Source organism: Arthrobacter sp. C152 (genome assembly GCF_054890965.1).
Window position 1 is genome coordinate 15088 of the sequence record NZ_JBTZSU010000006.1, and the last position, 24363, is coordinate 39450.

25 protein-coding genes are annotated in these 24363 nt (G+C 60.4%); 21 read left to right on the forward strand and 4 right to left on the reverse strand.

Annotation, left to right across the window (positions count from 1 at the left end):
* The first annotated feature begins 5 nt into the window (after nt 1-5).
* The 3 genes from ACYSM9_RS05800 to mscL all read left to right on the forward strand — a co-directional run bounded on the left by ACYSM9_RS05800 (nt 6) and on the right by mscL (nt 2810).
* Nucleotides 6-869 (forward strand): M15 family metallopeptidase, encoded by an 864-nt coding sequence (locus ACYSM9_RS05800; RefSeq protein WP_461856059.1) that lies wholly within the window; start codon nt 6-8, stop codon nt 867-869.
* A gap of 109 nt (nt 870-978) precedes the next feature.
* Entirely contained in the window at nt 979-2400 is a 1422-nt protein-coding gene (locus tag ACYSM9_RS05805; protein WP_461856219.1) for a glycosyltransferase family 87 protein, read from the forward strand.
* Nucleotides 2401-2405: 5 nt separating this feature from the next.
* A complete protein-coding gene (mscL, locus tag ACYSM9_RS05810; protein WP_461856060.1) occupies nt 2406-2810 on the forward strand; it encodes a large conductance mechanosensitive channel protein MscL in 405 nt (134 codons plus the stop codon).
* Nucleotides 2811-2869: 59 nt separating this feature from the next.
* On the opposite strand, the gene glmM is transcribed toward mscL, so the two are convergent.
* Nucleotides 2870-4231 carry a phosphoglucosamine mutase gene (gene glmM / locus ACYSM9_RS05815; RefSeq protein WP_461856061.1) on the reverse strand — a complete coding sequence of 454 codons (1362 nt, stop codon included), beginning with the start codon at nt 4229-4231 and terminating at the stop codon, nt 2870-2872.
* A gap of 162 nt (nt 4232-4393) precedes the next feature.
* Between glmM and ACYSM9_RS05820 the strand changes: the two genes are divergently transcribed.
* The 4 genes from ACYSM9_RS05820 (at nt 4394) to ACYSM9_RS05835 (ending at nt 10568) form a co-directional block, all read left to right on the forward strand.
* The gene (locus tag ACYSM9_RS05820; RefSeq protein WP_461856062.1) at nt 4394-5470 is read left to right on the forward strand and encodes an acyltransferase family protein; all 1077 of its coding nucleotides are present in this window, start codon (nt 4394-4396) and stop codon (nt 5468-5470) included.
* A gap of 112 nt (nt 5471-5582) precedes the next feature.
* Nucleotides 5583-6824: a bifunctional glycosyltransferase family 2/GtrA family protein gene (locus ACYSM9_RS05825; RefSeq protein ID WP_461856063.1), complete on the forward strand. Its 1242-nt coding sequence runs from the start codon at nt 5583-5585 to the stop codon at nt 6822-6824.
* Entirely contained in the window at nt 6821-8701 is a 1881-nt protein-coding gene (locus ACYSM9_RS05830) for an ArnT family glycosyltransferase (RefSeq protein ID WP_461856064.1), read from the forward strand. Before ACYSM9_RS05825 ends, ACYSM9_RS05830 begins: the two co-directional genes overlap by 4 nt.
* Before the next feature lie 64 nt (nt 8702-8765).
* Nucleotides 8766-10568: an ArnT family glycosyltransferase gene (locus ACYSM9_RS05835; protein ID WP_461856065.1), complete on the forward strand. Its 1803-nt coding sequence runs from the start codon at nt 8766-8768 to the stop codon at nt 10566-10568.
* Between the two features lie 65 nt (nt 10569-10633).
* Here ACYSM9_RS05835 and ltrA read toward each other — a convergent pair whose 3' ends face one another.
* The 3 genes from ltrA to rplM form a co-directional block, all read right to left on the reverse strand.
* Nucleotides 10634-12010, reverse strand: coding sequence for a group II intron reverse transcriptase/maturase (gene ltrA / locus ACYSM9_RS05840; RefSeq protein WP_461856066.1), 1377 nt, complete (start codon nt 12008-12010; stop codon nt 10634-10636).
* A gap of 545 nt (nt 12011-12555) precedes the next feature.
* Complete coding sequence (gene rpsI, locus ACYSM9_RS05845) at nt 12556-13062, reverse strand: 30S ribosomal protein S9 (protein ID WP_141942595.1); 507 nt, start codon at nt 13060-13062, stop codon at nt 12556-12558.
* Nucleotides 13063-13101: 39 nt separating this feature from the next.
* Nucleotides 13102-13545: a 50S ribosomal protein L13 gene (gene rplM, locus ACYSM9_RS05850; protein WP_009358699.1), complete on the reverse strand. Its 444-nt coding sequence runs from the start codon at nt 13543-13545 to the stop codon at nt 13102-13104.
* Nucleotides 13546-13885: 340 nt separating this feature from the next.
* On the opposite strand from rplM, the gene ACYSM9_RS05855 reads away from it, so the two are divergent.
* The 14 genes from ACYSM9_RS05855 to ACYSM9_RS05920 all read left to right on the forward strand — a co-directional run bounded on the left by ACYSM9_RS05855 (nt 13886) and on the right by ACYSM9_RS05920 (nt 24350).
* Entirely contained in the window at nt 13886-14506 is a 621-nt protein-coding gene (locus ACYSM9_RS05855; protein WP_461856067.1) for a prepilin peptidase, read from the forward strand.
* Nucleotides 14507-14784: 278 nt separating this feature from the next.
* Nucleotides 14785-14985 carry a Flp family type IVb pilin gene (locus ACYSM9_RS05860; RefSeq protein WP_461856068.1) on the forward strand — a complete coding sequence of 67 codons (201 nt, stop codon included), beginning with the start codon at nt 14785-14787 and terminating at the stop codon, nt 14983-14985.
* Nucleotides 14986-15140: 155 nt separating this feature from the next.
* On the forward strand, nt 15141-15341 hold the full coding sequence (locus ACYSM9_RS05865; protein WP_461856069.1) for a Flp family type IVb pilin: 201 nt from the start codon (nt 15141-15143) through the stop codon (nt 15339-15341).
* A gap of 75 nt (nt 15342-15416) precedes the next feature.
* Nucleotides 15417-15812, forward strand: coding sequence for a TadE/TadG family type IV pilus assembly protein (locus ACYSM9_RS05870; protein ID WP_461856070.1), 396 nt, complete (start codon nt 15417-15419; stop codon nt 15810-15812).
* The gene (locus tag ACYSM9_RS05875; protein WP_461856071.1) at nt 15797-16804 is read left to right on the forward strand and encodes a pilus assembly protein TadG-related protein; all 1008 of its coding nucleotides are present in this window, start codon (nt 15797-15799) and stop codon (nt 16802-16804) included. The genes ACYSM9_RS05870 and ACYSM9_RS05875 overlap by 16 nt, the downstream gene beginning before the upstream one ends.
* Nucleotides 16805-16824: 20 nt before the next feature.
* Nucleotides 16825-17610 carry a Flp pilus assembly protein CpaB gene (cpaB, locus tag ACYSM9_RS05880; protein ID WP_461856072.1) on the forward strand — a complete coding sequence of 262 codons (786 nt, stop codon included), beginning with the start codon at nt 16825-16827 and terminating at the stop codon, nt 17608-17610.
* A complete protein-coding gene (locus ACYSM9_RS05885; protein ID WP_461856073.1) occupies nt 17607-18812 on the forward strand; it encodes an AAA family ATPase in 1206 nt (401 codons plus the stop codon). Before cpaB ends, ACYSM9_RS05885 begins: the two co-directional genes overlap by 4 nt.
* A complete protein-coding gene (locus tag ACYSM9_RS05890; protein ID WP_461856074.1) occupies nt 18809-20290 on the forward strand; it encodes a CpaF family protein in 1482 nt (493 codons plus the stop codon). Before ACYSM9_RS05885 ends, ACYSM9_RS05890 begins: the two co-directional genes overlap by 4 nt.
* Nucleotides 20291-20292: 2 nt before the next feature.
* A complete protein-coding gene (locus ACYSM9_RS05895; RefSeq protein WP_461856220.1) occupies nt 20293-21243 on the forward strand; it encodes a type II secretion system F family protein in 951 nt (316 codons plus the stop codon).
* 8 nt (nt 21244-21251) lie between these two features.
* Nucleotides 21252-22127 carry a type II secretion system F family protein gene (locus ACYSM9_RS05900; RefSeq protein ID WP_461856075.1) on the forward strand — a complete coding sequence of 292 codons (876 nt, stop codon included), beginning with the start codon at nt 21252-21254 and terminating at the stop codon, nt 22125-22127.
* A gap of 8 nt (nt 22128-22135) precedes the next feature.
* Complete coding sequence (locus ACYSM9_RS05905) at nt 22136-22351, forward strand: Flp family type IVb pilin (protein ID WP_461856076.1); 216 nt, start codon at nt 22136-22138, stop codon at nt 22349-22351.
* Between the two features lie 263 nt (nt 22352-22614).
* Nucleotides 22615-22857, forward strand: a complete 243-nt coding sequence (locus tag ACYSM9_RS05910; protein WP_461856077.1) for a Flp family type IVb pilin — start codon at nt 22615-22617, stop codon at nt 22855-22857.
* A 90-nt stretch (nt 22858-22947) separates the two neighbouring features.
* The gene (locus tag ACYSM9_RS05915; RefSeq protein ID WP_461856078.1) at nt 22948-23337 is read left to right on the forward strand and encodes a TadE/TadG family type IV pilus assembly protein; all 390 of its coding nucleotides are present in this window, start codon (nt 22948-22950) and stop codon (nt 23335-23337) included.
* Entirely contained in the window at nt 23325-24350 is a 1026-nt protein-coding gene (locus ACYSM9_RS05920; RefSeq protein ID WP_461856079.1) for a pilus assembly protein TadG-related protein, read from the forward strand. Before ACYSM9_RS05915 ends, ACYSM9_RS05920 begins: the two co-directional genes overlap by 13 nt.
* Nucleotides 24351-24363 lie beyond the last annotated feature (13 nt).

The window sequence follows — 24363 nt, forward strand, 5'->3', positions numbered from 1 at the left end:
CACAGGTGTGCCACAACTGCGGTTCCCCGAGCCGCCGCAGCTTCGCCCGTTTCCTCGCGGCCGGCGCAGGGCTGACTGTCCTGTCAGCCTGCACGCCGGAGGCACCCGTGGCGGTGCCGTCGTCGTCCGCCGTTGCCTCCTCCCCTGCCGCTGTTTCCCCCACAGCCCTGGCAGCTTCGCCGGGCACGACGCCGGAAGCCGCCACCGTGGGCCAGTCACCGGAGGTGCCGTCCCCGGCGGCGCCGCCCTCAGCCAGCCTGGGCCGGCAGTTTTCGCTGACGGACCCGGCGAGCCAGTGGGTCATCGTGAACAAGCACCGTCCGCTGGCGCCCGCGGACTATGCGCCGGCTGATTTGGTGCGTCCCGCCGTCGCAATCTCCGCTTCGGGTGAGGCGGCGCTGCTGAACAGCACGACGGCTGCCGCGGCGGAGGCGATGTTCGCGGCAGCCGCGCGGGACGGTGTCGCGATGGTCCTGGCGAGCGGCTACCGGTCGTACGGCACGCAGGTGACTACGTACAACGGGTATGTAGCGGCGCGGGGGCAGGCCGACGCAGACACGGCCAGCGCGCGGCCGGGCCACTCGGAACACCAGACGGGCTGGGCGTTTGATATTGCCGACGGCGGCGGCGCGTGCAGCTTCCAGCCGTGCTTCGCGGACCAGCCCGCGGCCGTGTGGGCGAAGGCGAACGCCTACCGGTTCGGGTTCGTGGTGCGGTATCCGTGGATGCTGCATCCCATTACGGGCTACTACTACGAGCCGTGGCACCTGCGGTTCGTGGGTGTAGAGGCGGCCACGGATATGTCCGCCCGCGGGATTTCGACGCTGGAGGAATACTTCGGCGTGGAGGCGGCGCCCGCGTACCTGTAATGCCGGTGCGCTAGGTTGGTTGGCCGAAGCCGGTCTTTCGTCATTCCTGCGGGAATCTTGTCCCCAATCAGCGATGACGAAGAGCCTTCGTCGGGTAGCCTCACGTTCCATGGCGCAGAGGTCCCCTAACCGCATATCTCGTCCGTTGCCCCGGGCTCGCGCCCATCTGCACCGTGTGGTTCAGCGAGTTGACCGCTTCATCACGCCGGAACGGCTCCGACTTTATCCGCTCTTTTTTGCCGTGGCTTCCGCAGTCGGAATCGCGTTATCGACCGCTGTGCGCATTTCGAACCCCGGAGCCCAGGGCCCATTCCTGCCGGACTACCTTGCTCATTGGACCGGCGGTAGTCTCCTGCTGGAACCGGCTTCAGGCAACCTGTACGACCCGGAACGTCAAAGCGCTTTCCAAACTGAAAGCGTTGGTACCGAAGTACCGCTTTCCTGGTTCGTTTCGCCGCCGGTTGTTGCGCTGTTTTATGCCCCGCTTGCTTTGCTCCCCTACAACGTGAGCGGGCTCCTGTGGCTCGCTATAAGCACCAGCCTGCTAATCGGGTGCCTGCTGAGCCTCAGGACTCTCGCTCCTGGACTCCTGGCACGAAAGAAGGGCGCGGTCATTCTCTCGGTCCTTGCTTCGCCTGTTGTGTTCGAACTTCTCGGCGGCGGCCAGGACTCGGCATTTATTCTCGCTGTCTGGCTTATCGGTATACGGCTAATCACAAGCAACCACCCGGTTTGGTCCGGCGCGGTATTCGGACTTGGCTTTGCTAAGCCACAGCTGGTCGTGATTGTTCCACTAATACTCCTGGCCACGCGGAGTTATCGTGCACTTGCCTCCTTCGCCACCACATGCTCCCTCCTCCTGGGCCTCTCTTTTGCGCTCGTGGGATCGCAAGGCGTGCAACAATGGCTCGCCGCTCTTTCAAGTCCCCTGTACACGGACGAGGTGCAACAGGGACAGGCCTGGAAAATGGTGGGACTACCCTCCCTCGTCCAGGCGTTCTTGCCACCTACATGGGGTACGTGGGCAACTCCTCTGCTAACGTTCCTGCCGCTTCCCCTCGGCGCCACCATCCTTATCGTCCACATTGTCAAATGGAGCTCCACTCTTGCGGTGCGCGACGTCTGGGTAGCCACTTTGGCCACAACGGTGACATTTTCACCCCATCTCGCGACTTACGACGCAATCCTTTTCGTCCCAGTCATTATGTACCTCCTGGAGCGACAGGGATCCGCGTTCTTGCGGGTCTCGACCACGTTCGCTTTTGGCTTGATCTACCTAACTCCGCCTCTGCATTTGGCTGCAGCTAGCCTGACCTGGCCTCTTACCATTTTCGGGGCACCATGGGCGGCCGTGCCATTAGCGGTCATATGGTGGCTCTCCATCAAACGCCTCAATCAGACTCACCCGCCATATCCGCAAAATTCCGTCACGGCTGCTGATTCAACAGGACAGACGGGGAAACGGCTCCTCGAACGACGACGGAAAACGACGGCGCCTTCAAGGACAGTTACTGAAGGTGGGCTAGCGTAGGTCCCATGCTGACAGGATTCAAGAACTTCATTATGAAGGGCAACGTTGTTGACCTTGCCGTCGCAGTCGTCATGGGTACTGCGTTCGGGGCCGTGGTCACAGCGATGGTGAACAAGGTGCTCATGCCGTTCATCTCAGGCCTGGTGGGCGCGCCCAACTTCGACAGCTTCGCCAGGGTGGAGCTGAATGGCAACGCCATCGAGTTCGGCGTCCTGCTGACGGCGCTGGTGAACTTCCTGCTCATCGCGGCAGCCATCTACTTTGTGGTGGTGATGCCGATGAACCTAATGATCGAGCGCCGCAACCGCCGGCTGGGGATCAACAAGGACGTGAAGAAGGAGGCGGCGGAGGATCCGCAAGTTGCGCTGCTGACCGAGATCCGGGATGCGCTGAAGGAACGCACGCCGTAGTTTTTGCACAGACGCGTGGCCCGCATCCCTTTCGGGAGGCGGGCCACTTTTGTTGCTGCCTAGCTTGAGGCGAGTTCCAGGGCGAGTTCGCTTCGGACCACCTGGGCGAGGTGCTCGGCGATGGACTGTGCGGTCTCTTCGTCGGCAGCTTCCACCATGACGCGCACCACGGGTTCGGTGCCGGAGGGACGCAGCAAGACGCGTCCCGACTCCCCGAGGGCTGCCTCGGCGGCGGCGACGGCCTGGGCCAGGACATCGTTGCTGCCGACCCGGGTGCGGTCCACGCCCTTGACGTTGATGAGGACCTGCGGGAGCTTGGTCATCACGGTGGCCAGTTCCTTGAGCGGCTTGCCCGTCAGGGCCACCTGGGCTGCGATTTGCAGGCCGGTGAGCACGCCGTCGCCGGTGGTGGCGTGGTCGGAGAAGATCACGTGGCCGGACTGTTCGCCGCCGAGGTTGTAGCCGCCGTCGCGCATTTCCTCGAGGACGTACCGGTCCCCCACCGCGGTTTCGCGGATGCTGATGCCAGCCTGGCGGAGGGCGATCTTGAGGCCGAGGTTGCTCATGACGGTGGCGACCAGGACGTCGTCCCTGAGCTTGCCTGACTTCTGGAGCGCGATGGCGAGGATGGCCATGATCTGGTCGCCGTCCACTTCGTTGCCCTCGTGGTCCACTGCCAGGCACCGGTCGGCGTCGCCGTCGTGGGCGATGCCCAGGTCCGCCTGGTACTTGACCACGGCTTCCTTGAGCGGGCCAAGGTGGGTGGAGCCGACGCCCTCGTTGATGTTGAGGCCGTCCGGCTCCGCGCCGATGACGACGACGTCCGCGCCGGCGTCCTTGAAGACCTGAGGGGAGCAGCCGCTGGCGGCGCCGTGGGCGCAGTCGAGGACAACCTTCAGGCCTTCAAGGTTGTGCGGGAGGGTGCGCAGGAGGTGGACGATGTAGCGGTCCTCGGCGTCGGAGAAGCGCTGGATGCGCCCGACGTCGGCGCCGGTGGGGCGGGCGGCTTCCTTGGACATCTGGGCCTCGATGGCGTCTTCCACATCGTCGGGGAGCTTCTGGCCGCCGCGGGCGAAGAACTTGATGCCGTTGTCCGGTGCGGGGTTGTGGGAGGCGGAGATCATGACGCCGAAGTCCGCGTCCAGGTCAGCCACCAGGTAGGCCGCCGCAGGGGTGGGAAGGACGCCGGCGTCATAGACGTCGATGCCGGAGCTGGAGAGCCCGGCCTCCACCGCTGCGGCGATGAATTCGCCGCTGGCGCGCGGGTCGCGTGCCACCACGGCGCGGGGCCGTGAGCCGTTGGAGTTGCGGTCGTGGCCGAGCACGACGGCGGCCGCCTGGGCCAGCTGCATGGCCAGCTCCGCAGTCAGCAGACCGTTCGCGAGCCCCCGGACACCATCAGTTCCAAATAATCTAGACACCGGTCAAGTGTAGAGGATGAGAGGGGCTGGCCCTCCGCGCAGGCCCTCGGAAGTCTGCTGCGCCAATCTTGAGCCTGGAATTGCGGCTTCTTGGATATGCTCACGCCAGCAAGCTTAACGGCGCATATTGGGGGTAGGACGATGCCGGCTTCGGATCGACAGTTGACTAGTCTGACAGGTCTTCGTTTCTTTGCTGCCCTTGCCGTGCTCCTGTATCACTTGAGAATTTACTTCACCCCAATCGGGGATAGCCTGGCGGTGTTCGGCTACGGTTTCACGGCCGTCAGTTTCTTTTTCATTCTCTCCGGTTTCGTTTTGTCCTGGTCCCAAAAGAAGGAAGTGCTGACACGAAGGTTCTACCTTCACCGGATTGCGCGGATCTGGCCACTACATCTGTTGACGATGGTGTTGGCCATCTGGGCGCCCGCATTGCCGACGTCAGTGCGTGCATCGTGGACAAGCGCACCTTTTGTCGCCACGCTTACCCAAGCCTGGATCCCGGCGAGCCCGTTCCTGAACTCATTCAACGGCGTATCTTGGTCGCTCTCCTGCGAAGCGTTCTTCTACCTGATGTTTCCATTGCTGTTCAGAAAGCTTGGTCACCTGCCCGGCCACTACCGACTCTTCATATGTGTGCCTGTGGGCTCGGTGATACTGCTGATGGTTCTGGCGGCAATCACGTCGATGCCCACAGCTGACTACCTTCTCGGCACCATGCCGTTGTTTCGGCTTGGAGAGTTTATTCTCGGGATGTGTCTCGCGAGTCTGATGAAGGCCGGCTGGCGACCAAAGTTCTCGGGTACGGCAGCCCTGGGTTTGCTAGCGATGCTAACTGTTGGCCTGCTCGCGGCATCATTGGTCCTAAGCGGAATGTCCGTTCCAGTAACACTCGCCAATGTGGTCATGGCCCCTGGGTTTCTAGCTGTCATAGCGGCGTTCGCCAACGAAGACATTGCGGGTAAGGCCAGCACGTTTGCCTCCCCCCTAGTGGTCAAGCTCGGACAATGGTCGTTTGCCCTGTACTTAATTCACGAATTAGTCCTACGTGTGTTCCGACCTTGGACCGAGGCTCGATCGGGATTGGAGGTGTTGGGCTTGTCAGGCCTTGTCGTCGTCGTAGCGGTTGCAACTGCCGGCGTACTTCATGAGTTAGTAGAGAAGCCGTTTGAACGGCGGTTGCGGGCTTGGGCCGCGTCAGTCGGGGGCTCCAGCAGGTACTCCACTCGCGGAAACGAGTAGTGACTACGGCCTGAAGCAAATTGGGGGAGCGACTACTTGGTTTTCAGCTATAAGTACCTGTCTTTACCGAAAAGCCTCGCCCGCGCCATACGACCGCTCCTACGATCCATTCATGACACCTAGCTATGGGGGCTTGGCGCTCGAAATTGTTGTACCGGTCTTCAACGAGGAAGCGGTACTCGAAAGCAGCATCACAAGGCTCGCCGACTACTTGACGCAAGAAATGCCGTCGACGTGGAAGATCACCATCGCCGATAATGCAAGCACCGACCGGACCCCGGTGATTGCCTCCCGCCTCAGCGGGAAGATGCCGAACGTCGAGTATCGGCGCCTTGAGGTCAAGGGACGCGGCCATGCCCTAAGGGATGCATGGGGCGCTTCCGACGCGAAGGTGCTCGCGTACCTGGATGTGGATCTTTCCACGGATCTCGCGGCACTGCCGCCATTGGTGGCACCTCTTTTGTCGGGCCACTCCGACATCTCGATCGGCACGAGGCTCGGCCAGAGTTCTCGCGTTATCCGTGGGCCCAAGCGGGAGTTTATTTCCAGGTCCTACAATTTCCTCCTGCGGCGGACCATGCAGGTGAGGTTCTCAGACGCGCAGTGCGGTTTCAAGGCGATCCGAGCGGACGTCGCCCATCGTTTACTGCCGCATGTGGAAGACAACGGCTGGTTCTTTGACACTGAATTGCTGATCATCGCTGAGCGTTCGGGACTTCGAATTCACGAAATCCCGGTTGACTGGGTTGACGACCCAGACAGCCGCGTTGACATCAAGCAGACAGCACTTGCTGACCTCCGGGGAATGGCACGGGTGGGTACTTCCCTGATCAAGGGCCTTATCCCGATTCAGGCAATCTATGCTGAGCTTGGCCGGGGACCGATAGCGCCGATAGGGCGGCCGAGCTTCTTCGGCCAAGTACTCCGGTTCGGGCTCGTTGGCGTCGCTTCAACGCTGGCTTTCGCTCTGTTGTATCTGATACTCCAAGGCCCCTTTAGCGCACAGGAAGCCAATTTTCTGGCTCTATTGCTTACTGCCATAGGAAACACAACCGCCAACCGTCGTTTCACTTTCGGCATCAGTGGGCCGGAGAAGCTCTTCACACAGCAATTCCAAGGCTTTCTGGTGTTTCTGCTCGCTTGGTGCATCACATCTTCTTCGTTGTTGCTTCTCCACTTGGTGCACCCCGATGCCGCCCCCAACACGGAGCTTCTGACACTTACCGCGGCCAATGTCTTGGCAACGCTGATGCGCTTTGTGCTTTTGCGTCTCTGGGTCTTCCGAGTACAGCGTCATGACGCGCGCTCAACCGTAACCGGACGACTTCGCGCTGCCGGGGAATCGCTCCGATGACGATTGCAACCAGGAGCCGGACAACGGCCCTTCGTCCAGGTCTAGCCCCGAGCGGTTCCTGGCCTTGGGAGAAGATCGGCCTTGCCGCCCTTCTCCTCGGGACCGCAACGGCGTTCCTATGGGGACTGGACCGAAATGGCTGGGCCAACCCCTACTACTCTGCGGCGGCACAAGCAGGATCCCAAAACTGGAAAGCTTTCTTCTACGGTTCCCTCGACGCCGGCAACCTCATCACCGTCGACAAACCGCCGCTGAGCATCTGGATTATGTCACTCTCCGTCCGGCTCTTCGGACTGAACTCATGGGCACTGCTCGTCCCCCAAGCCCTCATGGGAGTTGCCACCACCTGGCTGATCTACAAAATCATCCGTCGCAGCCACCCCGCCGCACTGGCCCTGCTCGGTGGCCTGATCTACGCCACCACCCCCGTCGTCGTGCTGATGTCCCGATACAACAATCCTGAACCGCTGATGGGGCTGCTCACTGTGACCGCAGCCTACTTCATCATCCGCGGCATCGAGGACAACCGCTGGACCTGGTACCTGCTCGCCGGAACGTCGCTCGGCCTGGGCTTCATGGCCAAACAAATCCAAGCCTTCCTTCCCATCCCGGCCCTGGTGCTCGCCGTCCTGCTCTTCGGCGCCGGAACCATCGCCTCACGGCTCCTCCGCCTCCTCGGGGCACTCGGCGCCCTAGTCATCAGCGGCGGCTGGTGGATGGCAATCGTCGAACTCACACCAGCAGCCAACCGACCCTACATCGGCGGATCAGCAACCAACAGCATCCTCGAACTCACACTCGACTACAACGGATTGGCTCGCTTTTTGCGGTTCACGGAAGGCTCGGAAACCGGACGTCCGGTCCCGGCCCAGGGACCGGACTCGTATGACGGCGGATTCGGCCGCCTCTTCAACGCAAACTTTGCACCCGAAGGGGCCTGGCTCCTGCTGACCGCCCTGATGAGTTCCGTCGCCTTGATCGTGCTCTGGAAGCAACTGGGATCCCGACGTTCCACGAAGGCCCTCGTCGCGACCGGCGTCGTTTGGCTTGTCACGTCATACTGTCTGTTGAGCTTCATGGGTACCATGACCCATACCTATTACACCTTTTCGCTTGCTGCGCCGTCCGCAGTTGTGGTTCCCTTGGGCATCCACTTTCTATGGATTCAACGGCAGCGCATTGCACCGAGGTTGATTGGTGCCGTACTTGTTGCCGGTACCGGGTACGTTGCTTGGCGCATCTTCCAGTACAGCAACGAGTGGGGACTTGTCCCCCTGTTCGATGTCTTCGTTATTGGGCTGACCGTGGCCGGTTGGCTAGGTGCCAGACGCCGGCTCATGACCTCCCTGACATTAGCCTTAGTGCCGATAGCACTGGTTCTGGCACCGTTGGCTACCGACGTCATTACCCTCAGCAATTCGCATGAAGGCACAAATCCCTTGTCGGGTCCCGTTGGCAACAACCCGAACTCCTTGTCGGCTCATTTGCAAGCCGCCTATGTGGGAGATCCGCCTCTGGCTAGACACTTGGGGTTCGGTCTGAAGCCGTCTGTCGAAGTGACCGCCCTGCTTCAGGATTCGACTTCATCGCGATGGGCGGCAGCTACCTACACTGCCCAGGACGCAGCCTTGTACGCCCTTGCCTCCGGCCGGCCAGTCATTCCTCTCGGCGGATGGCTGGGCAACGATCCTGCGCCCACACTCACGCAATTCAAGGCAATGGTGCGGGACGACAATGTTGCCTACTTCATCTGGCAGCAAACCATAGTGGACGAAGTGCCTCTAGGCGAGGAGGCTGTGTCTATTACGGATTGGGTGCGATCCAATTTCAGGGGGGAAACCGTCGATGGAGTCACGCTCTACGATCTCAGGAGCTAGGGGCTGCGCGCGGGCAAGAACCGCAAATGGATGGAGCCTACCTACGCCGGCAGGAGCAGGGCTTTTGGGGATCCTGATTGGGGCCGGCATCTTGTACACCTGGGCTCTTGCATCGAATGGGTGGGCCAACGCCTACTACACTGCAGCTGTCCAGTCCGGGCTGCACGACCCAACGGCCTTCTTCTTCGCGTCGGCCGATTGGGGAAACTCCATAACTGTGGACAAACCGCCGCTCAGCCTCTGGGTCATCGGTCTCTCGTGCCGAATCTTCGGACTGAACCCATGGGCGTTGTTGCTGCCTCAGGTGATCATGACGTTAGGCAGCGTGCTGCTCATCTATAAATTGGTGAAACGCTGTTGTCCTGCGCGCACTGCCCTACTCGCCAGTGCAGCTTTCGCAACGACGCCGATCACCGTCCTCCTGGCCCGGTACAACAATCCTGATCCACTAATGGTCGTGCTCATGCTCGCAGCCTTGTGCGCCGGGATCTCGGCTACGGAATCCGGCGGCCTCAGATATTTGTTGTTGGCCGCAAGTATTCTTGCACTCGGCTTCTGGGCAAAACAACTGCAGGCATTTTTGGTACTGCCCGCGATCGTCACGATATTTGTGTTCTATTCCAGTGGAACGTGGAAATCAAAGCTATTGTCACTCACCGCCTCCGCATCAGTTCTGGCTGGCGGCGCACTTGCATGGCCGCTCTTGGTGGATTTAACACCTTCTGCCGATCGGCCCTACGTTGGGGGCTCCTTGACCAACAGCATGTTGGAATTGACGGTGGGCTACAACGGACTGGATCGCGTCCTGAAACAGCAAGCTGATCCATGGAGCACCCTCCTTCCCGAAGCGATGCGGAACGTGGATTCGGACGCAGGATTTTTTCGCTTGTTCAACTCAAACTATGGGCAAGAAATAGGATGGCTGCTTGTACCAGCACTAATTTCATGTGCTGCAATCGTCCTCCAGCTATTCCGTCGGAAATACACCCGAAATCGGGCAACCCTGGCCCTAGCCTCCGTCGTTTGGATGCTAACTACATTCTTTGTTCTGAGTTTTATGGGCAACAGCTTCCATTCCTACTACACTGCGTCCCTTGCCGCGCCTCTTGCGCTCTGCTTGGCGCAGGGGGCCGAGCTGGTTCTGACCAGCATTCCGACGGCCGTGAACCGTTGGGGAACAGCTGCAGCGCTCTTGGCCAGCTTCATTTTTTACCGGGCAATGTGGCAGTTGAGCGATGCATATCCGGAGCTCCTTGGGTCCGGGCTCTTTCTCGCCGGAATAATTTGCATTGCCTTTCTGGTCGTACCCCAGCCACTATCCTGGATTAAGCCGGCCGCTATTTGGACGTCGGCCGCCCTCTTGGCCGTCGGGCCTCTCTTCTGCAACGGTCTTAGCGTTACTACTCCGCAACAGGGATCCAACCCCTTGTCGGGCGGCCTCGCGAAAAGCCAGTACACCCTCAGCCGCTTCATGGACGGAATTAAGAACGACAATCCTGCTTGGGGGAAGGGACTCGCTATAGGGAACGGACCCAGCCCGCAGCTTTCGGCCTATCTGGGCGGTGCCGGCCCCGCTTGCACATGGCCCGCAGCCACATACCCGGGGCAAACGGCCGCGCGCTTCCAACTTGAGCTCCACCGTCCCGTCATGCCGCTGGGTGGTTTCGCTGCCACTGACCCCGCTCCGACTCTGCGCCAGTTTCAGGATTGGGTGGGTGCGGGGAAGGTATGCAATCTGGTCATCCAGCCAGAGCAGCTCAAGATTCCCGGAAACAGCCCTGAGCTATTGGCTATCCATGAATGGGTCCAGACGAACTTCAGTCCAATTGACGTAGGCGGTACAACCGTTTACCGGCTAGTTCCGTAGAATACGGCGCCTGTCGCAGAACGCACAGGAATCGAGTAGGAGGGCCGGGTTTCCCGGCCCTCCTCTCACACCACCGTACGTGCGGGCCTCGCATACGGCGGTTCGCCAGGTCGTTGAAAACGGTCCCAAGCAGTGTGAAAGAGTAGGAGGCCTTCCTCCACCCAGTGTTGGTTGGGGAGGGCGCGTTGGAGAATGGGCGAGCCCGCGGTCCGCCAGTAAGCGCGGCTGGTCATGCCCCATTGGTAGGCCAAATCGGGCCTGATCCCGAGCTTGCGCAGCTTTGCCACCCGTGTTCGCGGTTTCTTCCATTCCTTCCACCGGATTTGACGCATCCTTCGCCTGAACCACTCATCAAGGTCGGAGAACTTCCGCGGCGTCTGTGACAGCCGGAAGTAGCCCATCCATCCGCGAACATAGCGGTTCAGTTGTTGGATGCGGTAGTCCATGGAGACACTCCATTTGCGCGAGGTCAGTTCCCGGATGCGGTCCTTCATGCGTTTGAACGCCTTCGGCGCGATCCGGATCCTCACCCCGGCTTTGGTGAAGTAAAACCCGAAACCCAGCAACGTAGCTACACTTGCTGGGTTGATTACGGATTTCTCCCGGTTGACCCTCAATTTCAGGCCCTTCTCAAGCACTTTCGTGGCCCGATCCAGCACCCGTTCTGCGGCCCTCCTGGACTTCACAAAGACCCTGATGTCATCGGCATACCGCACGAAACGGTGCCCCCGACCCCAGAACTCCTGATCAAAATCGTCCAGCATGATGTTGGACAGCAACGGCGACAAAGGCGACCCCTGCGGGGTTCCCTCCACCGTTGGCTGCCGCACCCCATCAGCCATGATCCCTGCTTCAAGATAGCGCCGAATCAGCTTCAAGAGCCGCTTGTCTTTCACTTTCCGCGCAACCCTGGCCATCAGCACGTCGTGGTTCACCCGGTCAAAGAACGCATCCAGATCAACCTCGACCACCCACCGACACCCTTGACCGATCACCGTTCGGGCGACCTTCACCGCATCATGGGCGCTCTTGCCCGGCCGGAACCCATACGAGACCGGCACGAACCCCGGATCAAAGACCGGGGACAGGACTTGCGCGACTGCCTGCTGGATCAACCGATCCAGCACGGACGGTACTCCCAGCTTCCGTTCCCCGCCGTCAGGTTTGGGAATCATCACCTGACGCACCGGCAACGGAGCATAAGTACCCGCGTCCAACGCATCCCGGGTAGCCACCCAGTGCTCCAGGCACCACGCACGGAGATCCTCCGTGCCCAGCCCATCAGCACCGGCAGCACCCCGGTTACGCTCAACACGTTTCAACGCGATCATCAGATTCTGCCGGGAAAACACTGACTCCCACAGACCCTGACCATCCCTGATGTTCTCCCCGATACCCGCCGGGTCCTCACTACGCAAAGACAGCAGTTCTCCCGGATTCACCGTTCGCTCCTTCACTCTCTGTCCCACCACTCCCGTGGGTTGGCTGCGATTCCTGTGGAACACACGAGAAGCACTGCTTCAAACCATCAATTCCCAGCGTTCAGCCCTTCCCGGCAACCATACGATTCCGCCGGTACTATGCCCTCGGCTGACTTCTGCCCCATCAGCAACGGCCCTTAAGGCCGCACCGCTCCACCCAACAAACAGGTGACGCACCGGGACAGACCTCCCCAGATAAGAACATCCACTTTCCCCCTGCCGCCGCCGCATTTACACACTGGCCGTTTCGGTGGAACGGGCTTCACCATCCGTTGCTGGCTCACCCCGACCAACATGCCTTCTATGCGGTTCGTGTCCCTCGGTGCAGGGATTTGCCTCCGGCTTCCTTCCCACCCCACCTCACGATGGCGCAGTTGCCATTAGCTAGAAGTTAAACCACCTTCTCCTTCAGAGGACTTACACCTCCAAGCGAATGCCCATGCTGGGCGTACAACAGGAAAGCCCGCCCCACCAAACGGCGGGACGGGCTTTCCGTGCAAGCGGTTTTAGCGCTTGGAGTACTGCTGTGCCTTGCGGGCCTTCTTGAGACCGGCCTTCTTACGCTCGATGACACGGGCGTCGCGGGACAGGTAACCGGCCTTCTTCAGGGTCGGGCGGTTGTTCTCGACGTCGATCTCGTTCAGGGAACGGGCGATGCCGAGGCGCAGGGCGCCGGCCTGGCCGGAGATGCCGCCACCGTGGATGCGTGCGATGACGTCGTAGGCGCCTTCGAGATCGAGGATCTTGAAGGGCTCGTTGACGTCCTGCTGGTGCAGCTTGTTCGGGAAGTAGTTCGCCAGCTCGCGGCCGTTGATGGTCCACTTGCCGGTGCCGGGCACGACGCGGACGCGGGCAACGGCTTCCTTGCGGCGGCCAACAGCTGCGCCGGCAACGGTCAGGGCCGGGCGTTCCTTCTTGGGAGCAGCTTCAGCAGCGGAGCTCTCAGAGGTGTAGCTGGTCAGGTTTTCCTCGGCCTCGGGGGCCTCGGTGGTCAGTTCTTCGTTCTGAGCCACGATTCTCCTTGTATTAAGTAAGTTGTTTGGTGGCCAGGACTACTGGGCGACCTGGGTGATTTCGAAAGTCTTGGGCTGCTGGGCGGCGTGCGGGTGCTCGGCACCGCGGTACACCTTCAGCTTGCCCAGCTGCTGTGCAGCGAGCGAGTTCTTGGGGAGCATGCCCTTGATGGCCTTCTCAACGGCGCGGACCGGGTTGGATTCCAGCAGTTCCGCGTAGTTGACGGAGGTCAGGCCGCCCGGGTAGCCGGAGTGGCGGTATGCGCGCTTCTGCTCCAGCTTGGCGCCGGTCAGGGCTACCTTTTCAGCGTTGATGATGATGACGAAGTCGCCCATGTCCATGTGGGATGCATAGGTGGCCTTGTGCTTGCCGCGCAGCAGGATTGCGGTCTGGCTTGCAAGACGGCCAAGGACAACGTCGGTGGCGTCAATGACGTGCCACTGGCGGTTGATATCGCCGGGCTTCGGGGTGTACGTACGCACGGTGTTTGCCTCGTTCTTGTTCTGGCGTTCTTGTTTAGGTGTCACTAGCTCGTGCACCTACTGTCTGCGCGCTACCGGAACAGAGGTGAGGGCTCCATGTAACCAGTCATCCTGAAGTTCCGAATGTGCACGTTGAGTAGCTATCCTGCAACCGGATTCTCAAGCGGGCACGCACCATCGGAATAGGACACGCACAACGACTACCAAGATTAGCGCGTTAGGCGGTTCAGGGTCAAAATGGGGTAGCCGGACAGCGCCTCAGCGCCCGCCGGCCTGACTGACGCAGGGGGTCTCGGTGTTTTCGGTTGGCAGTGACGGTTCTAACGGGTGGCTCCTGGTCGTGGGCGTCGCCGTGCTGGGCGCAGCTCTTTCCCCTCTTGCAGAGGCACTCATAGCCAAACGGCTCCCCCGGCTGGGTGCGCAGCCTGCCCGGCCTATACAAATGACGACGGCGGCGCTCACCGGAGCGGCGTGTGCGGCCTTTACATTGCGCCTCGGAATTACTCCCCCGCTGCCGGCTTTCCTATTTCTCGCCATCCTGGGCATTCAGCTCGCGAGGATCGATATCGCGTTGCATTTACTGCCCAATCCACTCGTATTGTCGCTCCTTACTGGTGGCGGACTATTATTTATCCTTCCCTGGCTCCTTGATGAGCATTTGGATACTTTCCTGCGCGCACTGTTGGGGGCGGTAATTTTGTTCGCATGCTACCTGGTTTTGGGTCTGATTTCCCCCGGCGGCATCGGCATGGGTGACGTCAAGCTTGCCGCGCCGGTGGGCCTCTACCTCGGGTACCTAGGCTGGGCACAACTCTTCTATGGCGGCCTTCTCGGGTTCATCCTGAACGGGCTACTCACCGTGGTCATCGTGAGTCGAAAGGGCCGGAAAAACGCAGCAGAAGTGGCACACGGACCCTCCATGCTCGGCGCCCTGGCCGCTGTCGCCCTCTTCTTTCCGTAGCTCCGGCAGCCAGCGACCGGCAAGCGTTCCAAGATCGCAGTGACGTCGCTCCAAGTAGTCAGCCGGGTCCCTGCCGAGCCGTCTGAGTACTGACCCGACTTTTCGAGTACGTACGTTTGGCAAGTCCTATTAAAGACGAGTACCACTACGCATTGTTGCCCGCACCCCCAAATGACAACCTCTTCTTAGCGAAGTCCAGCCGCTAAGGATTTATGGGGGCAGCTGGAAATTCGTTGAAATAATAACCAGTTCAATTTCACCGAATTAAGGAAAATACAATGACTTCTCTCATGGTCTCGATGATGGCCTTCGTCGCCGGCGTCAAGGATCGCTTCTCTTCCGAAAAGGGCGCAACCGCGACTGAATATTCGCTGCTCGTGGCATTCATCGCACTTCTGATCATCGTCGGGGTCGGCCTCTTCGGCACCGCACTGAACAACTGGTTCTCAACGCTGGGATCCCGCGTCGGCACCTGGTAGCCGCCGCCTCTCGGTGCGCCGCGTCCTTGCCAAGGCTGCGGGCGGGGCGCACCCCAGTAGCAGCGGAACACGCGTTCACGTTGCGACCTATGGATTGTCTGGGGGGATCGGCTGCCGCGTTAGCGCCGGCCCCGTAAAAAGAACAAGGAACAGAAATGACACCTCTCATGGTCTCCGTGCTCGCTCTGGTAGCGGGCATCAAGGAACGCCTCTCATCCGAAAAGGGAGCCACAGCAACCGAGTATTCGCTGCTCGTGGCATTCATCGCGCTTCTCATCATCGTCGGCGTTGGCCTTTTTGGTACGGCCCTGAACAACTGGTTCTCCAACCTGGGTTCGACAGTCGCCACCTGGTAGCCAAGCCACTGTCTGGAGGTGCCGCCCCCACACGGACGGCACCTCCACCAGTCCCAACCAATCTCGGGGGATCCGATGAAGAAGATCCGAAATGAAGGCACCGACAACAAAAACCGTGGCGCCGTTGCCGTCGAGTTCGCATTGGTGGCCCCAGTGCTTCTGGCCCTGGTAGTAGGCATCGTCGAGTTCGCCAACGCTTACAACGCTCAAATCTCCGTCACTCAGGCCGCCCGCGAGGCTGCCCGGACCATGGCGGTCAAGAACAGCCAGACCGACGCGAAAGCTGCTGCAGTTGCCGGTGCACCCGGAGTCAACTCGGCAGCTTTCGCGTATACCTTCAGCCCTGCAGCCTGCGCGGCCAACACCACGGAGAAGGTAACCATCACTTACACCTCCTCAACATTGACCGGACTGTTTGGGAGTTCCGTAACCGTCACCGGAGTTGGAGCGATGCAATGCAACGGAACGTAGAGCATCGCGAGCGGGAGCGCGGAGCCGCCGGAGTCATGGTTGCGGTCATGATGGTAGTTCTCATCGGTGCCGGTGCACTGGCCGTCGATACCGGGCAGATCTACGCCGAGCGGGCCCAGCTGCAGAATGCGGCTGACGCCGGGGCGCTTGCGGGAGCAAACCTTTGCTACAGGCCGACAGGGTGCACGCAAGCCGAAGTGAACACGTGGGCTGCGAACCTGGCCAACAGCAACTCGAACGATGGCAAATCCACCGTTGAATCTGTGGACTTGTCGGTATCGGGTCAGGTGACTGTAACGACGTCCACAAAGGACGGCACGACCAATGCAGGCTTCCTGACCAAGATGTTCGCCAGCGCCCTGAATGCAGCGCCTGCAAAGGTGGGAGCGACGGCAACTGCAAAGTGGTTCTACCCCAAGAAGGGAGCCACACCGCTCCCGCTGACCTTTGCCCCCTGTGAGTTCAAGGACGACGGACAGCCCCACAAAATACTTATCCAGGGCGGGGCCCTGGATTGCAACGGGCTTAACCCCTCAAACCAGATTATCCCGGGCGGTTTCGCTTGGCTTGCACCCGATGGCGGCACGGGTTGCACCGTTACAGCTGAAGTCGGGCAGTGGAGCATGACGAGCGCAGGCGCCGCAGTGCCAAACGGCTGCATCGACCTTTTCAACCCATCCGTCAATCCGACGCTAGCGAATTCAACTGTCGCACTGCCCGTCTACAAGTACACCTGCGCCGGTATGCCCGCGGCTCAGTTCGGGACCTGTAACGGCAGTTCGGTGCAGTACTACATCGAGAAGTGGGCCGGCTTCAAGCTGCAGGCATGGAACCTCAGCGGCCAGGCGAAGTACGACCCGACCAACGTTTTTACGGGCAGTGAAAAGGGCCTGTACGGCACCTTTGTCGGTTATGCCGCCGATCCAAGCATTTTCTCTGAGTACACGACGACGCCTAACGGCACCGTCATCGTCCCAACGCTGATCAAGTAGAAACACCAAAGGGGAAGAAAGTGAAAGCACGCCTACTGGGAGGCATCGCCGCGCTAGTCATTGCGATAACCGGCACCGTCCTTCTTATTACCTATGTACAGAGCGCGGATGCCCGTGCGATGGCCGGAACCGAGACTTCGGAAGTATTTGTGGTTCAGGCAGCTGTCCCGGCAGGAACGGCGGCCAGCGATTTGGGAGGGTCGGTCGTTAAAAAGCCACTTCCCAAATCAGCACTTAGCGCGGACAGCGTAACGGATCTGAATTCCCTCGGTGGCAAAGTGACGGCCGTTGCGCTGGTCCCGGGAGAGCAGCTCCTCTCAAGCCGACTCGTCGAAAAGGAATCATTCCTCGGACCTTCCCGCGTTGCCGTCCCCGACGGCATGCAGGAGATCTCCCTCAAGCTTCCGATTGAGCGCGTTGTAGGTGGAAAGATCTCGGCCGGCGACACGGTGGGCATCTTCATCTCCCTGACAGAGTCCTCCACCAACGGTGCCGGCCAAGCCGCCACTCAGTCGGCGGGCACCCAGCTCACATTCCACAAAGTGCTGGTCACGGCCACCCAGTTCAGCAACGGTAGCCCTGCTCAACAGGATTCATCTCAAAAGGGCCAGGCGGATGGAGCCCTGAGCTCAAGCAGCAGCACGCAAAGCGATGGCACTTACTTGATCACCGTTGCACGGAATTCCGCTGACGCCGCACGGCTTGTATACGCCGCGGAGTTCGGCAAGATCTATCTTTCCAAAGAGCCTACAGGAGCCACCGAAGGCACCGTCGGGGTCGTGGACAAGAGCAAGGTATTCCAATGAGCCGCTTCGTCCTCATTACTCCGAATACGGACTTTGAACGCCGGGTCCGGATGGCAACCGCGGCGATGCCTGGCTCCCTGCAGTTCTTCCAGGCTAACTACCTACCCCAGGGTCCCGAGGAAGTCTTGACTCAACTCCTCGGGGAACCGCCGGAAGTCTTTATCCTGGGCCCGGAACTCCCCCCAGACGAGACGCTGAAGTTCGCCGCAGTGATGGATCTGCAGTATCCCGAAGTTAGCATGATACTGGTGACCGATGAGTCTTCGGATGTAGCAATACAAGCAATGCGGGCAGGTATCCGCGACCTGCTGGATCCGGCAGCCGAAGTCGACCACATTCGGGTCATTGTTGAACGCGCCAGTCTCGCCTCGGCCGGCCGGCGGCGAGGTCTCTCCCCGAGCAGTTCGGAGCACCATGAACATGCAGCCGGCGGTCGCATCATCGCCGTGATTTCCCCTAAGGGAGGCGTTGGTAAGACCACCGTTGCCACCAATCTGGCAGTGGGACTGGGAAAGATCGCGCCGATGGGAGTTGTCATCGTAGATTTGGACCTTCAGTTCGGCGACGTTGCCAGCGGGCTTATGTTGGAGCCCGATCATACGATTACTGACGCTGTCGTTGGTGCGGCCAGCCAAGACTCCATGGTCCTCAAGACGTATCTCACCGTTCATCCGGCAGGCATCTACTCGCTTTGCGCACCGAAGAATCCGGTCGAGATGGACCGGATCAGTGGCGACAACGTAAGCCACCTGCTTTCACAGCTTCGCCAGGAGTTCCAATACGTCGTGGTCGATACTGCACCCGGCCTCGGCGAACATGTGCTGGCGACCCTGGAGCTGGCCTCCGACGCCGTGTGGATTTGCGGCATGGATGTTCCCAGCATCCGCGGCCTGCGGACGGGCAACCAGATCCTCTCTGAACTAAACCTCCTCCCGGAGGCCCGCCACGTCGTACTTAACATGGCCGATCGGCGCAGCGGGCTGACCCTCCAGGACGTCGAAGCAACCATTGGCGCGCCAGTGGACGTCGTTCTTCCCCGTTCACGAACGCTGCCTTTTTCAACGAACAAGGGAGTTCCTCTTCTCCAGGATGGCGCCCGGGATCCTGCGGTAAAAGGCCTGAGACAGCTGGTAGAGCGGTTCAAGCCGAATTGGGAAGCAAGACCACACAAGAAACTGCATCGAAGGGCGGTTGTCCAGTGAACCTGTCACGCAGACTCGAACGGGTGCGCGGCACCGAAGCCAGCGTGCCCTTGGCAGAGGAGGATCAAAACGCATTCCTCCCACAGAGCGGGACCGCGGAACCGGCAACGTTGGGCCGGATTCACGAAGCCAAGGCGGCGGAAACGGCCCATGCGGCTGAGGTAATTGAGCTGTCGCCGACGGCAGCTGTTGCGAGCGGTGCCCTTAGCGCCCTGAAGGAAAGGGCAAGCCAGGCCCTCTACGAGCGGTTGGGCGCGCGGATCACGGACTCTTCGCTGGAGGAGTCCGAACTGCACCAATACGTCAAAGACGAGCTAAAGATCGTTGTGGACGAGGAACAGGTCCCACTAACATCCTCGGAACGCCAGAGGCTCATCCGTGAAATCATCGACGACGTTCTTGGCCATGGGCCGATCCAACGTTTCCTCGACGACCCATCGATCACCGAGGTAATGGTGAACCGCTTTGACCAGGTCTACGTTGAGCGTGCCGGCAAGCTGACGTTGACGGACACCAAGTTCGCCTCCGACGATGCGCTAAGAAGAGTCATTGAACGCATCGTGTCGAAAGTTGGACGCCGAATCGACGAATCGTCCCCGCTTGTGGATGCGCGGTTGGCCGACGGTTCCCGTGTCAACGCGATCATCCCGCCACTTGCCGTCAATGGGCCCGCCCTGACTATCCGAAAGTTCGGCGGCGATGCACTCACCGTTCAGAAGTTGATTGCATTCGGCAGTCTCTCGCCGGAGATGGCTGAACTGCTCCAGGCTTGTGTCCTCGCCAGAATGAACATCATCGTCTCTGGCGGTACGGGCACAGGCAAGACCACACTGCTCAATGCCTTGTCCTCGTTCATCCCTGCTTCTGACCGCATCGTGACGATTGAGGACGCTGTGGAACTCCAGCTTCAGCAGGACCATGTTGTCAGGCTTGAAAGTCGGCCAGCGAACATTGAAGGAAAAGGCGAAATTGCCATCCGCGACCTCGTCCGGAACTCGCTCCGCATGCGCCCTGACAGAATCGTTGTTGGCGAAGTCCGCGGAGGTGAATGTCTTGACATGCTCCAGGCGATGAATACCGGCCATGACGGGTCACTGTCTACCGTTCACGCCAATTCGCCGCGAGATGCCATCGCGCGTCTCGAAACCCTGGTCCTGATGGCTGGCATGGATCTCCCCCTCCGGGCGGTCAGGGAGCAGGTCGCTTCCGCGGTGAACCTTATCGTCCACATCTCGAGGCTCCGGGATGGAACCCGGCGGGTGACGCATATCACCGAGGTGCAGGGGATGGAAGGCGACATCGTCACCCTCCAGGATGCTTTCGTGTTCGATTACTCCGCCGGGGTTGACGCGAGCGGCAGGTTCCTTGGAAAACCAATCCCAACAGGTGTGCGGCCGCGGTTCACGGACCGCTTTGCTGAGCTGGGCATCCACGTTTCACCCCACATCTTTGGAGCTGAGACTGGCAGGGGTAGATGACGATGCCATCCGATGCACCTGTAGCCTTTTTCATGGCGGGACTCTTCCTCGTTTACGCGGCGCTTGCCCTAGTCTTCGTGTTCGTTTGGAAGGGACGCCAGGGCGTTCCTCTTTCAAGGCGCCGGCCTGACGTCGCCCAAGGCTCATCCAGCCTGACACGCCTTACCAACCAGGCAGTGGGTGCGTTGAACCGCACCCTGAGAAAGCGTCCAACGGCGATCTACAACCGCGACAAGCTGGAACAGGCGGGCCTCAATAAGGAACCCGGAGATTACCTCCTCATGGCCGGAACAGTGACGCTGGTAACGTCGGTTGCGGCGTTCCTCCTGGGTGGGCTTGGGCTGAGCGTCCTCGCCCTACTGGCAACGCCGGTCGTGCTCTATCTGGTACTCAACCTCCTGATTGCCCGTCGCCGAAGGACTTTTGACAGCCAAGTTCCCGATACGCTGCAAATGTTTTCGGGCGGTCTTCGGGCAGGCCACAGCCTCCTCAGGGCCATCGACGCCGCCGCCCAGGAGAATGACGGGCCCATGGCCGCTGAACTGACCCGAATCGTGAACGAGACAAGGATCGGTCGCGACCTGGGCGAGTCAATGGGGGATGTCTCCCGGAGGACTGCAAGCGAAGACTTCTACTGGATCGCCCAGGCAATTGAGATCCACCGTGAAGTCGGCGGGGACCTGGCTGAAGTCCTGGACCACGTGGGTGAGACCATCCGCGACCGAAACCAAGTGAAGGGCCAAGTGAGGGCGCTTAGCGCGGAAGGTCGAGTGTCTGCAATGGTTCTCATGGCCTTGCCCATCCTAATGTTCATCGGGCTGGTGATCTTCAATCCGACGTATGCCCGGGTCTTCACCACAACATTCGTTGGGTTTGCCATGTTGGGGGCAGCCGCAGCCCTCCTCACGGTCGGCGGCCTTTGGCTCAGCCGCATTGTTAAGCCAAAGTATTAGGGGGAATCATGCAACCCATCGCTCTAGCAGCAATACTCGCCATCGTCGTGCCTGTTTCCGGCATGGTCTGGCTGTCCTTCACAGGGGACCGGGCCGGGCTGCGGCGTATCAAGGCCAATCTTGGAGGCCGTCCAAGCCAAGCTTCACAGTCACTCAACGTCACACAGCAGCTTTCGGATCTGTCCCGGCGGATTACGCCGCGCGGCTATGAAGCCTGGCTGGACAAACAGTTGTCCGGCGCGGGCCGGCCCAAGCAGTGGCCGCTTTCTCGGATCATTATGGTGAAGCCCATGCTCGCATTCGGCGGCGCTCTCCTAGGCCTGTTGATCTTCATGGGCGCCCCTTCGGCCGGCAGGTTCTTCATCGCCCTTGTCATTGTCGCACTTGCGTATTTCCTTCCCGACATCCTTCTGCGCAACTTTGCCCAGAAGCGCAGGGAGGCCATCAGGCTGGAGTTGCCCAACGCTCTCGACCAGATGCTGATTTCGGTTCAGGCCGGTCTCGGTTTCGAAACCGCCATGGGACGCGCCGGCGAAAACGGCCGGGGACCGCTAGCCGACGAACTAATCCGGACCCTCCAGGACATTCAAGTAGGGCGGTCGCGGAAGGAGGCATATTTAGCTCTGTCGGACCGCGTCGATGTTCCGGCCGTGCGAAGCTTCGTCCGTGCCGTGGTGCAGGCTGACACCTATGGAATCGCAATCGCCGGCGTGCTCAAGGCTCAAGCGAAGGACATGAGAATCAAACGGCGGCAACTTGCCGAAGAGCACGCCATGAAGATGCCGGTCAAGATGCTTTTCCCGCTCATTTTCTTCATTTTGCCCACGCTCTTCATCATCTTGCTGGGGCCGGCGGTACTTCAAATCATATCCGTGTTCTCGTAGGAGGAATCATGAACCGGAACCCCCTGGGCAACTTGTCCTGTTTAGCCAGTGCAATCAAGTCCTTCGTCCACGACCAGCGGGGAGCTACGGCGACGGAGTACGGAATCCTGGTCTCGTTCCTCGCCATGGCATTGGTCTTGGGAGTTACTGCATTCGGTCAAGCCCTGAACCTTCACTACCAGAACCTGGCCACGACACTTAGTACTGCGCTCGGCATCCCGTAGTCCCACCCCGATAAATGCGCTCTCGGCGCTCCATAGACCGGACCCCCTCGGCACCCAGAACCGAGGGGGTCCGTTTGTGTGCCCGGTGTGCGCAAACCCAGTACAAGCACAGGACAGACCCAGCAAAAGCGCAGGAAAAGGGCGGGAGTGAAAGCCTTTACACAGGATGTTCCAAGATCCAGCTTTTGGGCCAAAACCGCTTGCTAACTTCGTTTCAGTGCTGGTGCAGGGCCAGCCATCCGTCTCGCTCAGGAGTCAACAAAATGCTTTCTCTCTACACCAACCTCTCGGTCCGCTTCCGCAACGAAAAGGGCGCAACCGCCGTTGAATACGGCGTCATGGTAGCCCTCATTGCCGTTGTCATCATCGTGGCTGTCTCACTGCTCGGCGGTAACCTTACCGAGCTCTTCAATAGCACTGCCTGCTCCGTCAAGGGCGGCACGTGGACCGCGAGCGCAGCCGCTACCAGCACCACGTCTGCCGTGGTTGGTAGCTGCTCCAAGTAGCCCGCCACTCCATGTGCCAGTGGCGGCGGCGCCGAATCCGCCGCCACTGTCCGTTTTCGGCCCATTCCCCGTTCGATCGAGAGGCGCATCATGTCCAGGGCATCCGAGCGCGGCGCGGCCGCCGTCGAGTTCGCGCTCGTGGTTCCCATCCTCGTCATGTTGCTGCTGGGCATCATGGAATTCAGCCGCGCCTACAATGCCCAAGCCGAGCTGTCAGCAGCCGCCCGCGAGGGCGTGCGGGTCATGGCGGTGACCGGCAACCAAACGACCGCGCGATCTGCAGCAAAGACCACGGCAGTTTCGTTGAATCCGGGGCTGCAGGACACCAACATAAGTTTCGGAGCGTCTTGCCCCTCGACGGTGAGCCCCGGCACCAGCCCTCAGACCACCATCACCATCACCTACTCGCTGTCCACTTTGACCGGAATAGCGGGACCTTTCACGATGACCGGTAAGGGAGCGATGCTGTGCGGCGGCTGAGGCCCGAGGCAGGTGGCCGGGAAACGGGCGCCGTAAGCATCATAGTCGCCCTCATGCTGGTGGTGTTGCTCGGATTCGGCGCCATGGCCGTGGATGTGGCGATGATGTACGCGGAACGCACCCAGTTGCGCAATGGCGCAGATTCGGCCGCGCTGGCCATCGCCCAGAAGTGCGCCAAGAACTCAAGCGATGTGGACTGCTCCAATACCTCGTCGCTCGCAGCAAGCCTCGCCAACACCAGCGCCAACGACAACCTCAGCAATATCAAGTCCATCGCACTGGACAAGACGGGCCGCTCCGTCACGGCGACCGTTGCCTCCCAGGAGGCCGGGCACACCCCGAACCAGGTATCGCTCTTCTTTGCACGTGCTCTCGGCGTTAACACCGCCGAGGTCAACGCGCCGGCAACCGTAAAGTGGGGCAGCCCAAGCAAGGGCACAGCAGTATTTCCCCTCACCATCTCTATCTGCCAAGTCCGGGGCCAGTACGGCGTGATGCAGCTTCTTCGCATGCACGGGACTGGTGCCAACCCAAGCTGCATGTATGGCCCCTCTGGAGCGTTTGTCGAAGGCGGGTTCGGTGGCCTCAAACAGGACCCGTCCGTCTGCGGCGCCACCATCGACATCTCGAAGAGCACGGCGGGCGGCGATACCGGCAACAATCCCCCGCCCTACTGCGGCACCCTCCTCAATTCGTGGGCAGCGGATATGACAGCCGGCAAAGACGTCATCGTCCTCTTGCCCATCTTCAACGCGGTAACCGGTACCGGAACAAACGCGATCTACGGCCTCAAGACCTTCGCCGCCTTCAAGGTGGCTGGTTGGAAGTTTGGACCCACGGGGCTTCCCTACACCTTCCACAACCGGTCGCCGGACGTACCCGCATCACTGGAGTGCAAGGAACCATGCCGCGGCATCATCGGAACGTTCGTCCAGTATGTGTCACTGGCGAGCGGCTACACGCTAGGCCCCGTTGATCCCGATGGAGCGACCGTTGTCGCTTTCGGCGGCTAGAAGCCAAAACAAA